Genomic DNA, 12,908 nt, shown 5'->3' on the forward strand with positions numbered 1-12,908 from the left:
GTACATCTGCTGGACATCAGAAACCGCATGTTTTGCCTGTCACATTCGATAAGCCGTGATTATTCATTGTCAGCGCGCGTTTGCCAGGCTGGCCGCTTGCCCGCATAATCGGTACGTAATTACATGGTACATATCACATTACAAAATCGTAGGAGCAAGCATGGCCCGGGGCGGTATCAACAAGGTGGTAGTGCAACAGGCGCGTCAGGCGCTGATTGCCCGGGGCGAAAACCCCAGCATTGATGCCATTCGTATCGAGCTGGGCAACACCGGGTCCAAGACCACCATTCACCGCTACCTGAAGGAGCTGAGCGGTCAGCAACCTGTAGCCGCCGCGGGCGGCCTTGCGCTGAGCGAGGTGTTGAGCCGAATGGTCGGGCAGTTGGCCAACCAGCTGCAGGATGAGGCCGACCTGAAGGTCGAGCAGGCCGAGAGCCGTTTCACCGAACAGCGCGAACAGCTCGAAGCGCAGTTGGCGACCACCCGGCAGGCGTTGGCTGCGGCGCAACAACAGCATCAGATCGACGCAGCCGCACTGGCCGCCGAATCGGAACAGCTGCGTTCTACCCAAAGCACCTTGCAAGCCGAACAGCTGCGCAGTGCCAGCCTCAACCAGGCGCTGGGCGAGCTGCAGCTGCGCCTGGCGGACAAGGACGAGCAGGTGAAGTCGCTGGAAGACAAGCACCGCCATGCCCGCGACGCGCTGGAGCACTACCGCACCGCCAGCCGCGAACAGCGCGAGCAGGAACAACGCCGCCATGAAGCGCAACTGCAGCAACTGCAGGTGGAAGTGCGCCAGTTGCAGCAGGGCATGATCGTCAAGCAGGACGAGCTGACCCGCCTGCACCGTGATAACGAGCGCTTGCTGGCTGAGCACCGCCAGGCTTCCAGCGCGTGCAGGGCGCAGGATGAATTGCTCGAGCAGCGTGACGCGCAGATTCAGGGCCTGCGTACGATCCTGGCCCAGGCGCAGGGCGCCAGCGAGGAAATGCGTCGGCAGCTGGATGCTCAGGCGCAGCGCCTGGAGCAGCAACGCGACCTGGGCGCGGAACAGGCGCGGCAGTTGCAGCAGCTTGCCCAGCAGCTGAAGGAGCGTGATGAAGCGTTGGCGCAGTGCAGGGCGCAACTGGCCGAGGCTGCAGATTGATCAAACTTTTTCGCGCCGGGGCTTTCTTCCCTATACATTCCCGGTGGAGATAGTGCCATGCCTGAAACCCGACCCGAACGCAAACAAGGGCCTCATTCGTCCGAGCAGGCCGAGCACGAGGCTGACCTCGGCTTCGACCCCGATTCACCCGATGTCGACGACCCGCAAGTCGACCCACAGGGGCCGGCCAAGCCGCCCAGAGACGTCGAGAAAAAGCGCTAGAAGTGAATTGCCGGCAAGCCAGCCACCCCAAAGGGCGCTGGCTTGCCGGCATCAGCAAGGGCCGAGCGCGCCGACAGTCAACTGTCGGCTTGCCTGGCAGCCTCCACGCCCGCCGCCGACAGCTTGATCGGGTAGTTCACGCTGATCTGGTGGTCGCTGCCGACCGCCACGCTGCCGTCCTGGATCAGGCCGGCTTCCTGCAAGGTCTTGAGCATGCCGGCCACCGCCTTCTCACCGCGGTAGTTGTCCAGCACTTCCTTGCCAAGCCCCTCAGGGTGAGCATGCAACAGCCGGGTCAGTACTTCGGCTCTCAATGCATCGTTACTCATGGCGGGCCTCACTTGCCGTGCTTGGCCTGAAGTGCCTTGGCGTGTTCCAGATGCTGTTCGAGTTTGGGCAGGGTTTCACTGGCGAAGGCCTTCAGCTCAGCCTTGTCCGACGAGGCGGCTTCTTTCCTGAACAGTTCCACCGTTTTTTCGTGGGCGTCCACCTGGTTGTTGATATAGGCCTTGTCGAACGATTCCTCTCGCCATTCCAGGATCATCTTCTTGACCTTGTCGGTTATCGCCGCTTCATCGGGCACGGAAATGTCCAGCTTGCGAGCGATGTCGCCGAGTTTCTGGTTGGCCTGGGTGTGGTCAGTGACCATTTGCTGGGCGAATGTCTTGATCTCGGTATTCTGGCTTTTTTCCTGGGCCAGGTTACCGGTGACCACTTCGGCAATGCCGGCCTCGGTGGCCGCCTCGACGAAGTCATCGGAACTCGCCGCCAGTGCATGTACCGATGCCAGGCCCAGCACCATGGAAAAACCGACGCGCTTGATGAAGAGATTGCTCATGCCTCACTCCTTAAACCGTGACGCGACCTCAGTGTCGCGTACGGTTGAGGGTGAAGGCGGGGCAAAGGTTTAATCTTTTTCCTGGCCGGCGGTGTCCAGATGCTGGTGAACTATAGTGAACAGCGGCAAACGCGGGGTGGCCAGGGATTTCAATGTGCGCAGCCAGGAATAAGGACGAAGACGGGCTTTTCGCCATGACCGGTGAGGGCCGTGCCGTGGCGCTGTTCCGCCTGGTTCTGGCGTTCATGCTGATGGTCATGCTGGCCTTCGTCGTGGTCGAAGGCTGGCGCATCTGGCGCGATTACCGGCATGCCTTCACCAATGCCGAGAACATGGTCACCAACCTGGCCAGGGCCACGGCGCAACACGCCGAAGATGCCATCCGCCAGGTGGATGCGATCACGGCAGCCCTGGCCGAGCGGCTGGAGGGAGATGGGTTCGACCATATCGACCGGCCGCGCTTGCATGCCTTGCTGGTACAGCAGAAAAATATCATGCCGCAGCTGCATGGATTGTTCGTCTACGACGCACAGGGCAACTGGGTCGTCACCGACCAGGCAGCGATACCGCCCAAGGCCAACAATGCCGACCGCGACTACTTCATCTATCACCGCACCCACCGCGACCCGCGCGTACACATCGGCTCGGTGGTGCGCAGCCGCTCCACGGGGGCCTTGATCATACCCATTTCCCGGCGCCTGGAGCATGCCGATGGCAGCTTCGCCGGGGTGTTGCTGGGAACGATCAAAGTCGACTGGTTCGTGCATTACTACGGCGACTTCAAGATCGACGAACGTGGCGCGCTGGTCCTGGCCATGCGCGATGGCACCATCCTGGTTCGGCGGCCCTTCGTCGAACAGGTGGTGGGCCGCAGCCTGGCCAACAGCGAGATTTTCCGCAACCACCTGCCATACGCAGCAGAAGGCGTGGTGGAAGCGGTCGCGGTGGTAGACGGCACGCCACGGCTGTATGCCTATCGCGCGCTGTCGAGTTACCCATTGGTGGCGGAGGCAGGCTTGTCGCGGGAGTCGATCGTCGCGCCCTGGCGGCACGATGCGATCAAGTCGATAGCTGTGCTGCTGCTTTTGCTGCTGGGGCTGGCGGCATTTGCTGGTGTGGTACTGCGCCAGTTGCGCGAGCGGATCGTCATCGAGCGGGCGCTGCACCAGGCACACCAGACCCTCAAGTCCTTGGCCTTGACCGATAGCCTGACCGGGTTGGGCAACCGTCGGCGGCTGGATGCGGTGTTCGAAGCGGAGCTGCGCCGGGCGCGCCGCCAAGGCTATTCGCTGACCTTGGTGATGCTCGACCTGGACCATTTCAAGGCCTACAACGACCGCTATGGCCACCCGGCGGGTGACCAATGCCTGCGGCGCATTGGCGAAGTACTGCAACAGGCGCTGAAACGGCCGGCCGACCTGGCGGTGCGCTACGGCGGCGAAGAGTTCACCCTGCTGCTGCCCGACACTGACGCCCAAGGGGCGGAACTGCTGGTGCAGGAGGTACAGCAGCTGTTGCGCCGGCAAATGCTGGAACATGCAGGCAGCCCACTGGGGCGGGTATCGTGCAGTGCCGGCATCGCCACGGGGCACCCGGCGCGGGAGGAGGTGACCGCCGAGCGGCTGATGGCCGCAGCGGATGCGGCTTTGTATGAGGCCAAACGTCAAGGCCGGGACAGGTACTGCGTGGCGGAAGGCAGCTGGGCAAGCGCGGATTCCTGAGCGGCGCGTTGCGCGCCAGGGCTCAACGCCCTAAACCCAGGCGCATCGCGCAGCGGCCGACGAGGCCATGGGCACGTTCATCGGCAAGGATGCTTCGCAGCCGCGGGTCCAGGCGTGCCTCGTCAACCGTTTCGAAGCCGAAACGCGCATAGAACGGCGCATTCCACGGCACATCGGCAAACGTAGTCAAGGTCAGTTCATGGGCACCCGCCTGGCGCGCCGTATCCACCACCTGGCGCAGCAAGGCGCGGCCGATGCCTTGCCCCTGGGCCTGCCGACACACCGAAATCTCCCACAAGTGCAGCGCCTGCCGCTCGAACCGGGCACAGGCGAAACCGAGCACGCGCCCTTGCCGGCCGTCGGCAACCCAGCTGGTGCCCGCGGCGACAAAGGCCCGGTGCGCATCGGTGTCCAGCACATCGGCCTGCGCCAGCCAGGCCAAGGCCGGCCAGTCAGCGAAAGCCTGGGCAGCCGAGCGTTCAACCGCTGGCAGCCACTGGATATCGCGCTCGAGGGTAGGGCGGATGCGCATGGGCTCACTCCTTTGAAAGCGCTACGTCTTAATCCCAAGCGGGCAACCGGTCAAGGGTTGAAAGGTGACAATGGCTTCATCAACCAGCGCCGGCAAGCGGTCACGCCTGCATGGAAAAAATGCCAGGCAATCGGTACCCTTGCGCCTTCCTTCGCCTTCACCCGGACCGTTCCATGCTGTTCAATCTCGCCGTGCTGTTCGCCACCCTGGTGGCCATGGAGGGTGTCGGCACGCTGGCCCACAAGTACATCATGCATGGCTGGGGCTGGTGGCTGCACCGCTCGCACCATGAGCCACAGCTGGGCATGCTCGAAACCAACGACCTGTACCTGCTGGCCCTGGGGCTGATCGCCACCGCGCTGGTTGCCCTGGGCAAGAGCGGTCATGCGCCCTTGCAGTGGGTTGGCGCTGGCGTGGCGGGCTATGGGGTGCTGTATGTCGTGGCCCACGACGGGCTGTTTCATCGGCACTGGCCGCGCAAGCCACGCCCGGTCAACCGCTACCTCCAGCGCCTGCACCGCGCGCACCGCTTGCACCATGCGGTGAAGGGCCGCACCGGGAGCGTCTCGTTCGGGTTCTTCTACGCACCGCCATTGCAGGTGTTGAAACGGCAGTTGCGCAGCAGGCGCAGCCAGCCGTGACAATCGCGGCCGGCCCGGTCGCCGGCGCGGTCTTCAGTTCACCGCCTCACCCTTGGCCTGCAGCGCCACATGCCCGCGGCTGACCCACCAGCCAAACCCCGCCGCGGTGAAGAACATGATCAGGCTGTACAGCGCCGCCGGCACTGCCATGGTCGCGTTGTTCAGCAGCGAAGGGCTCAATGCCAGGGCAATCGCCAAGGTGCCGTTGTGAATACCGACCTCCATGCCGATGGCAATCGCCTGGCGCTTGGGAATGGCCAGCAGGCGCGGTACCCAGTAGCCCACGGCCAGGCTCAGCAGGTTGAACAGCAGCGCGGCCAGGCCCACCAGCGGCGCGTACTCGACCACGGTCTGCCAGTCCTTGGCCAGGGCCAGGACGATGGTGAAGGCCAGGAACAGCGCCGCCACCAGCTTCATCGGTTTTTCCATGCGCGCGGCAAAGGCGGGCGCAAAATGGCGCACCAGCATGCCCAGTGCCACGGGCAGCAGGACGATGGCAAACACCTGCATGACCTTGGCGAACTGCAGCGGGATGGCCTGGTCCGAGGCCATGAACCAGCTCAGCGACAGGTTCACCAGCAACGGCATGGTCAGGATCGCGATCAGCGAATTGACCGCCGTCAGGCTGATGTTCAACGCCACGTCGCCATGCGCCAGGTGGCTGAACAGGTTGGCCGTGGTGCCGCCAGGCGAGGCGGCCAGCAGCATCAGCCCGACCGCCAGCGCGGGCTCGAGGGCGAAGCCGTTGGCAATCAGGAAGCACACCAGCGGCAGCAGCAGGAGCTGGCATGCCAAACCGACCACCACCGGCTTGGGGTACTTCACCACGCGGGCGAAGTCGGCCAGGGTCAGCGACAGGCCAAGGCCGAGCATGATGATGCCCAGGGCCAGCGGAAGAGCAGCAGTGAGCAACGGTGAAGCAGTCATGGCAGGTTCCCGCGGCGATAGGTCGGCAGAAGTGTAGGCCGTGATTGATCGCTAATCGCAAAGCGCCAGCTTTGGTAACCATTTGTTGCCGTTACACCGCCCGGCGAGGCGGCATGTCGCGTTGCAGCACGCCTGTCGGCACAGTAGCATTCCCGGTTTTACCGAGGATTAGCCTGTCATGCCGTTTCAGCAAGGTCTGCTTGCCACACCGGTGCCGGTTCACGCCCGCCACCTGTTCTTCGCCATCGAAACACTGGATGCGGTGCCGGCAGCGCTGGATGCGCTGGCCAGCCGGGTTGACGGCGTGCGCCTGTCGCTGGGCGTCGGTGCGCCACTGGCAAAAGCCCTGGGCAGCCTTGTCGATGGCTTGAAGCCGTTTCCGCAACTGGACGCTGTGGTGGAGAACCCCAGCACCCAGCATGCCCTGTGGCTGTGGCTGCGCGGGGAGGAACGTGGCGACCTGTACTTGCAAGCCCAGGCGCTGGAACAGCTGTTGAGCCCGGCGTTCAGCCTGGTCGACCACGTCGATGGCTTCCTCCACCAGGGCGGCCGTGACCTGACGGGTTATGAAGACGGCACCGAGAATCCACGTGACGAGGCAGCGGTCGAGGCCGCCATCCTCAAGGCCGCCGAGCCAGGCCTCGACGGCTCGTGCTTTGCTGCGTTCCAGCTGTGGAAGCACGACCTGGAATACTTCAAGTCGCTGCCCCAGCAGGCGCAGGACGACATCATCGGCCGCCGCCTGAGCGACAACGAAGAACTGGATGACGCGCCGGCGTCTGCCCATGTCAAGCGAACCGCCCAGGAGAGCTTCGCGCCGGAGGCGTTCATGGTCCGTCGCTCGGTGTCCTGGGCAGACACCCGTGGAGCAGGCCTGGCGTTCGTTGCGCTGGGCCGTAGCTTCGACGCCTTCGAGGTGCAGCTGCGGCGCATGAGCGGCCTGGAGGACGGCATCATCGATGGCCTGTACCGCTTCAGCCGACCGCTGAGCGGTGGCTATTACTGGTGCCCACCGATGACCGCAGCGGGGGTCGACCTGCGCCTGTTGCTGTCGGCCTGACAGCTGAACACCCCGCCCCCTGGCGCATTTGCCAGGGGCACTGCGGTGGCGCAAGGCTGCCGCTGGGCTGCCCGCTCCCGAAGGCCCCACCGAGCGACTCTGTGGCGCGCCAAATATGGCGTTGCCGCTTATTTAATGCCGCTGGTCCGAACGCTTCGCAATAAACCGAATCCCTCGATATGACCGAACTCCGAACAGGTGTACGGCAGGTAATGCCGTGCATTCCGAAGTCATATGAGGTTTGAGACCATGGCCAACAAAGAGAACAGCCGTAGCGGCAATCAACAAGGCAGCCAGGGTGGTAACAAGAACCCAGGCAACTTTGCCAATGACCGCGAGAAAGCCTCCGAAGCCGGGCGCAAGGGCGGCCAGCATTCCGGTGGCGGCCGCAGCAGTGAATCGAGCCGCAAGGGCGACCGTTCGTAAGTGAGGCTACGCAGTGCCGGGGCAGCCTGGCACTGCGATTCTGCCGAAAAGGAGTGCCCCATGCGATTGCCTTCCCTGATAGCCCTGATGGGCGCCCTGACCCTGGTCGGCGGCTGTTTCGACCGTGACAGCGATCACCCGGCCAAGGATGCCGACCAGAGCAAACCGTCCCTGCAGATGCAGCAGCCCGGCGACAAGCCGGCTGCGCAACCTGCGCCGGACCCTGAACCGATGCCCGGACAGAAACCCAGCCAATAACACCCGCAAAAGGAATACGGCATGACGGTCATGACCCGCAAGACCGCCGCGAAGGTACCGGTTTCGGTAACAGCGCCCAGCCTGCAGGCCCGTTACCAGGCATTGCTGGCCGACAGCGACGCGGATAGCGCCGCGTGGCTGCACGAACAATTGGCTCGGACGCAAGATTTGCAGGATGACCTGCCTGCCGACCCCGTGCACCTGGAAGCCTGGAGCGCCGGGCACGCTGCCGAGGTCGCTGAAGCCTACGCCGCCTACCTGGCGCAACGCCGCCAGGGCAGCCCGCGGCGCTATTTTGCCAATCGCGCCCAGGCATTGTGGTTCCTCCAGCAAGTCGCGCCCACCAAGGCAGTGGACGGCGCATGGCTGCATGGCACCTTGCGCCACTGGCGGGATCCGCGCTATCACGGCCTGATCCGCACCTACCTGGAAGAACTGGGCGGTGGCGATCCGCGCTGCAACCACGTACTGATCTACCAACGCCTGCTGAGCCGGCTGGGCTGTCTCGACCTGCCTGAACTGGACGACCAGCGCTACCTGCAAGGCGCCTTGCAGCTGGCCCTGGGGCGGCATGCCGATGACTTCCTGGCCGAGCTCATCGGCTACAACCTGGGCTACGAACAACCGCCACTGCATCTGCTGATCACCACCTACGAACTGGCGGAACTGGGCATCGATGGCCATTACTTCCAGTTGCACGTAACCATCGACAACGCCGCCAGCGGGCATGCACACCTGTCGATCCAGGCGCTGCGCCAGCTGTGTCCGGCGGATGATGCAGGGGCTTTCTACCAACGCGTACGCCTGGGCTACCGCCTGAATGACCTGGGGGTCGATACGCCCAGCCTGATCAACAGCTTCGAGCTGGAGGCCGAGCTGCTACGGGTACTGGAGCACAAGCGCCACTTCGGCCAGTTCATGCATTCCGACCATTGCCGCCTGCAGAAACGCACCGTCAACCAGTGGCTGGCCGAGCCAGGCGGCATGCCGGCGTTCCTCGACGCGTTGCAGGCGCAGGGCTGGATCCGCCGTGGAGAGGCCCCTGCGAACAGCCGTTGGTGGGCCCTCATCGAAGGCCCGACGGCGCCCATGTACGGTGTGTTCACCGCCTACGAAAAACAACTGTGGCACGACTGGATCGCAGCGGGCTGGCAAGCCCCTGGTTCACGGGTGATGCCTGGCCGCTGGGAGGCGCCATTGCAGCTGGACGCACCACGGGCGCGTACAGCACAGGAAACCGACATCGAGACCTTGATCGACCGCATGGCCGGCAACCGTCATGCCACACCGCAAGGATTGCTGGCGACCCAGGCCTACCTGCGTGCCACCGGCCTGGCCCAGGAGGAACCCCGCTGATGCAGCTTGACCCACAACAGATCCAGGCTGACCAGGCTTTGCTGCAATTGGGCAAGCGCCTGCGTGCCGACGGCTACCGCTTCACCTGTGTCACCCCGGCCACCCATGCCCGGGTCAACGCTCGCCCAGGGGCGGAGCGGGCCAGGACCCTGCGCGATGTGTTCGGCTGGAGCCGCCCGTTTCCCGCGTCGCTGGTCTCCGCCGACGAGCTGGCTCAGTTACGCCAGGCGCAGGTGCTGGCCACGCGTGGCGAGTGGCTGGCGAGCACCGTTCGCTGGTCCACCCTCGAAGACTTGTTGCTGGTGCACTCGGCTTACCCCACCGAAGCCAGCGATGCGGTGTTCTTCGGCCCGGACAGCTACCGTTTCGCCCAGGTGATCCATGACCACCTGCAACGCACCCTGAAGCGCGTCGAGCATGCCGTGGATATTGGCTGCGGCACCGGTGTCGGTGCCTTGCTGGTGGCCCAGGCCGTGCCGCACGCCCAGGTCACCGCTGTCGACATCAACCCGCTGGCACTGCGCTACACCGCGATCAATGCGGCACTGGCGGGGCTGAGCAATGTCTCGGTAGAGCCAAGCGACCTGCTCGACGGCATTACCGGCCTGTTCGACCTGATCATCGCCAACCCACCGTACATGCTCGATGTGGAGGAGCGTACCTACCGCCACGGTGGTGGCACGCTGGGCGCCGAGCTGTCGCTGCGCATCGTCGAACAGGCCCGCGAGCGGCTTGCCCCCGGTGGCTCGCTGTTGCTGTATACCGGTGTGGCGATCATCGAGGGCCGGGACCCGTTGCTCGAAGCCATCCGCCTGCGCCTGGCGGGGCCTGAGTGGTCCTGGGTGTACCGCGAGGTCGACCCGGACGTGTTCGGCGAGCAACTGGGCGAGCGTGGCTACGAGCAGGTCGAGCGCATCGCCGCAGTCACACTCACCGTCACCCGCAACGGCTGAGCCGATATGCCAGCGCCTTGCACCTTCGGCATCGAAGAAGAATACCTGCTGGTCGACCTGGCCACCGGCCGCGTTCCGGCGGCGCCTCTGCCGGCGCTGGCCAGGCGCTGCCAGGACGTGCTGGGCACGCCGTTTGCCCAGGAGATGTTCCGCAGCCAGATCGAAGTGGCGTCCCCGGTATTCGCCAACCTTCACCAGGCACGGGAGTTCTTTGCCCACAGCCGCCAGCGCCTTGGCGAAGCCCTGGCGCAGGACGGCATGGGCCTGTACGGGGCCGCCAGCCACCCGTTTGCCCAGTGGCAGAAGCAGAAACCGGCCGCCGCAACGCATTACCGGCAGTTGTTCGATGACTACCAGCACGTGGCGCGACGCAGCCTGGTCAATGGCCTGCACGTGCATGTCGGCGTGCCGGCAGGTTGCGACCGGATGCAGTTGATCAATCGCCTGGTGCCATGGCTGCCGCTGCTGCTGATACTGAGCACTTCGTCGCCGTTATGGTGTGGCCAGGATACGGGTTACCTGAGCTATCGCCGGGTGATCTGTGGCGAGTGGCCGCACATGGGCTTGCCCGAACCGTTGCCCGACTGGTCCGCCTACGAGCGTTACCGGGCCTTGCTGCAGCGTACCGGGTCGCTGGCCAAGGATGGCGACTTCTGGTGGGCCGTGCGCCCGTCGCGGCGCTACCCGACCGTCGAGCTGCGCATCTGCGATGCGTGCCCGGACCTGGAAGATGCACTGTGTATCGCCGGGTTGTTCCGGCATATCGTCGAGCACTGCGTGCGCTGGGGGCACGACCCGGAGCCACTGACCCGCGAGCTGCGCTGGGTTGCCCAGGAAAACTACTGGCGCGCCATGCGCCATGGCCGCCACGGTACCTTCATCGGCCAGCGGCAACAGCAGCCGGTTTCCGCCCACGGCTGGCTCGCCCAGTTGCAGGAGGCATTTCCCGTGGACACGGCAGACGCCGAGCGCGCGATACTGCATGCGCGCCGGATCGTGGCCGAAGGCACCAGTGCAGACCGCCAGCTGGCCTGTTTCGCGCACGCCCGTGCCAGCGGCAAAACCATGCCGCAAGCCCTACGCCTGGTAATGGACCAGGTACTGGCGGAAGGCGGCAAATACCCGCTTCACACCCCCTCGGCACTTGCAATCGCGCAGGGTTGAACGACAATGGCGGCGCCCTTTGCCAGCCACCCGGACACCCCGCACCATGATGCTGACCCAGCAATTCCCTGACATTTCACTGGCTGACACCTTGTTCGTCTTTGCCCTCGAGGCCGAGGCGGGCAGTGTGTTCGCCGGGATGAACACCGTGTTCACCGGCATCGGCAAGGTCAATGCCGCCATCGCCCTGACACGGGCCATCGCCGCCAGCAAACCCAGGCTGATCGTCAACCTGGGGTCTGCTGGCAGCCTGCGTCACGGCAAAGGCGAAGTGGTGTGCTGCAACCGCTTCGTGCAGCGTGACATGGATGTGACCCCGCTGGGCTTCGCCCGTTATGAAACGCCGCTATCGGATATTCCGGTGCTGCTGGAGCATGGCGTGGTGATCCCCGGCTTGCCCGTGGAAACCTGCGGCAGCGGCGACAGTTTCGAGATCAACCACGGCGACGCACCGTACGACGTGGTCGACATGGAGGCCTATGTGCTGGCCTTGATCGCGCGCAGCGAAGGCATTCCCTTTGTCTGCCTGAAATACATCTCCGACGATGCCGGCAGCGATGCGGCCGGGGACTGGGCGGTGCAGGTGCACCTGGCGGCCGAGGCATTCAAGCGGGTGTTGTTCAGCCAGGTGTGACCGCTGGTCGGTGCTGGCACCAGGTCGAGCAAACCATCGACCGAGGGGTGTCCTCGAAACCGGTATCGGCCCTTTCGCCGGCCGGCCCGGTTTCAGCAGAGGAGTAGCCCCATGCCCAACAAACCCCGAGACCAGTTCAGCATGCAGAACCCGCTGACCCAGTACCCGCACCCACCGTTCCCGGCCCAGGGCCAACCCGCGCCGGGCCTGGACGTCAACATGCAGCCCAAGCCCGACCACGGCGAAACCAGCTACAAGGGCTTCGGCCGCCTGGCCGGGCGCAAGGCGCTGATCACCGGCGCAGACTCCGGTATCGGCCGCGCAGTCGCCATCGCCTTTGCCCGCGAAGGCGCCGACATCGCGCTGAACTACCTGCCCATCGAACAACCCGATGCCCGCGAAGTGATCAAGCTGATCGAAGCCGAAGGCCGCAAGGTGGTTGCGATTGCCGGCGACCTCAAGGACGAGCAGTTCTGCAAGGACCTGGTCGAGCAGGCCCACGAACAGCTCGGCGGCCTGGACATCCTGGTCAACGTCGCCGGCAAGCAGGAGGCACGCAAGGACATCAGCCAGATCACCCACGAGCAGTTCGACCACACCCTGAAAACCAACGTCTATGCGCTGTTCTGGCTGTGCCAGGCCGCGGTGCCGTTGATGCCGGCGGGCGCCACCATCATCAACACGGCCTCGATCCAGTCCTACCAGCCATCGGCCACCTTGCTTGACTATGCCACCACCAAGGCCGCCATCGTTGCCTTCACCAAGGCCCTGGCCAAGCAGGTGATCGAACGCGGTATCCGGGTCAACGCCGTGGCCCCGGGGCCGATCTGGACGGTACTGCAGCCCAGTGGCGGCCAGCCGCCGGAAAAAATCCCCGAATTCGGTGCCCAGACGCCAATGAAGCGCCCCGGCCAGCCGGCCGAGTGCGCACCGGTCTACGTGCTGCTGGCCAGCCAGGAGTCCAGCTACATCACCGGCGAGGTGTTCGGCGTGACTGGCGGCAACCCGCTGCCATAGGGCTGGCCGGCT

General features: G+C 64.7%; 15 protein-coding genes and 1 pseudogene. 12 read left to right on the forward strand and 4 right to left on the reverse strand.

The genetic code is table 11. The annotated features are described in order from the left end of the window. The first annotated feature begins 160 nt into the window (after positions 1-160). Entirely contained in the window at positions 161-1,147 is a 987-nt protein-coding gene (locus ACLEJP_RS03780) for a DNA-binding protein (protein WP_440804589.1), read from the forward strand. Positions 1,148-1,204: 57 nt separating this feature from the next. Further along, on the forward strand, positions 1,205-1,369 hold the full coding sequence (locus tag ACLEJP_RS03785) for a DUF6021 family protein (protein WP_440804590.1): 165 nt from the start codon (positions 1,205-1,207) through the stop codon (positions 1,367-1,369). A 77-nt stretch (positions 1,370-1,446) separates the two neighbouring features. On the opposite strand, the gene ACLEJP_RS03790 is transcribed toward ACLEJP_RS03785, so the two are convergent. Both ACLEJP_RS03790 and ACLEJP_RS03795 read right to left on the reverse strand, forming a co-directional pair. After that, complete coding sequence (locus tag ACLEJP_RS03790; RefSeq protein ID WP_225777884.1) at positions 1,447-1,698, reverse strand: hypothetical protein; 252 nt, start codon at positions 1,696-1,698, stop codon at positions 1,447-1,449. A gap of 8 nt (positions 1,699-1,706) precedes the next feature. Beyond that, a complete protein-coding gene (locus ACLEJP_RS03795) occupies positions 1,707-2,207 on the reverse strand; it encodes a DUF4142 domain-containing protein (protein ID WP_440804591.1) in 501 nt (166 codons plus the stop codon). A gap of 152 nt (positions 2,208-2,359) precedes the next feature. On the opposite strand from ACLEJP_RS03795, the gene ACLEJP_RS03800 reads away from it, so the two are divergent. Further along, positions 2,360-3,928 carry a sensor domain-containing diguanylate cyclase gene (locus ACLEJP_RS03800; protein WP_440804592.1) on the forward strand — a complete coding sequence of 523 codons (1,569 nt, stop codon included), beginning with the start codon at positions 2,360-2,362 and terminating at the stop codon, positions 3,926-3,928. A gap of 22 nt (positions 3,929-3,950) precedes the next feature. Here the strand turns inward: ACLEJP_RS03800 and ACLEJP_RS03805 are convergent, their stop codons facing one another. Continuing rightward, positions 3,951-4,460 (reverse strand): GNAT family N-acetyltransferase, encoded by a 510-nt coding sequence (locus tag ACLEJP_RS03805; RefSeq protein WP_440804593.1) that lies wholly within the window; start codon positions 4,458-4,460, stop codon positions 3,951-3,953. Between the two features lie 173 nt (positions 4,461-4,633). Between ACLEJP_RS03805 and ACLEJP_RS03810 the strand changes: the two genes are divergently transcribed. After that, the gene (locus ACLEJP_RS03810; protein ID WP_440804594.1) at positions 4,634-5,101 is read left to right on the forward strand and encodes a sterol desaturase family protein; all 468 of its coding nucleotides are present in this window, start codon (positions 4,634-4,636) and stop codon (positions 5,099-5,101) included. 33 nt (positions 5,102-5,134) lie between these two features. On the opposite strand, the gene ACLEJP_RS03815 is transcribed toward ACLEJP_RS03810, so the two are convergent. Next, entirely contained in the window at positions 5,135-6,028 is an 894-nt protein-coding gene (locus ACLEJP_RS03815; RefSeq protein WP_440804595.1) for a bile acid:sodium symporter family protein, read from the reverse strand. A gap of 178 nt (positions 6,029-6,206) precedes the next feature. Between ACLEJP_RS03815 and ACLEJP_RS03820 the strand changes: the two genes are divergently transcribed. The 8 genes and pseudogenes from ACLEJP_RS03820 (at position 6,207) to ACLEJP_RS03855 (ending at position 12,896) form a co-directional block, all read left to right on the forward strand. Beyond that, positions 6,207-7,088: a Dyp-type peroxidase gene (locus tag ACLEJP_RS03820; RefSeq protein WP_440804596.1), complete on the forward strand. Its 882-nt coding sequence runs from the start codon at positions 6,207-6,209 to the stop codon at positions 7,086-7,088. Positions 7,089-7,394: 306 nt separating this feature from the next. Next, positions 7,395-7,514 (forward strand): annotated as a pseudogene (locus tag ACLEJP_RS03825) (KGG domain-containing protein); the annotation flags it as partial. A 60-nt stretch (positions 7,515-7,574) separates the two neighbouring features. Then, positions 7,575-7,772, forward strand: a complete 198-nt coding sequence (locus ACLEJP_RS03830) for a hypothetical protein (protein ID WP_440804597.1) — start codon at positions 7,575-7,577, stop codon at positions 7,770-7,772. A gap of 21 nt (positions 7,773-7,793) precedes the next feature. Then, positions 7,794-9,128 carry an iron-containing redox enzyme family protein gene (locus ACLEJP_RS03835; protein WP_440804598.1) on the forward strand — a complete coding sequence of 445 codons (1,335 nt, stop codon included), beginning with the start codon at positions 7,794-7,796 and terminating at the stop codon, positions 9,126-9,128. Further along, positions 9,128-10,081 (forward strand): methyltransferase, encoded by a 954-nt coding sequence (locus ACLEJP_RS03840; RefSeq protein ID WP_440804599.1) that lies wholly within the window; start codon positions 9,128-9,130, stop codon positions 10,079-10,081. Before ACLEJP_RS03835 ends, ACLEJP_RS03840 begins: the two co-directional genes overlap by 1 nt. 6 nt (positions 10,082-10,087) lie before the next feature. After that, positions 10,088-11,245 carry a carboxylate-amine ligase gene (locus tag ACLEJP_RS03845; protein WP_440804600.1) on the forward strand — a complete coding sequence of 386 codons (1,158 nt, stop codon included), beginning with the start codon at positions 10,088-10,090 and terminating at the stop codon, positions 11,243-11,245. 46 nt (positions 11,246-11,291) lie between these two features. Then, complete coding sequence (locus ACLEJP_RS03850) at positions 11,292-11,879, forward strand: 5'-methylthioadenosine/S-adenosylhomocysteine nucleosidase family protein (protein WP_440804601.1); 588 nt, start codon at positions 11,292-11,294, stop codon at positions 11,877-11,879. A 111-nt stretch (positions 11,880-11,990) separates the two neighbouring features. Next, a complete protein-coding gene (locus ACLEJP_RS03855) occupies positions 11,991-12,896 on the forward strand; it encodes an SDR family oxidoreductase (RefSeq protein WP_440804602.1) in 906 nt (301 codons plus the stop codon). The last annotated feature ends 12 nt before the right edge of the window (positions 12,897-12,908 follow it).

It is taken from the genome of Pseudomonas sp. SMV7, from assembly GCF_052041995.1.
Lineage (GTDB): Bacteria > Pseudomonadota > Gammaproteobacteria > Pseudomonadales > Pseudomonadaceae > Aquipseudomonas.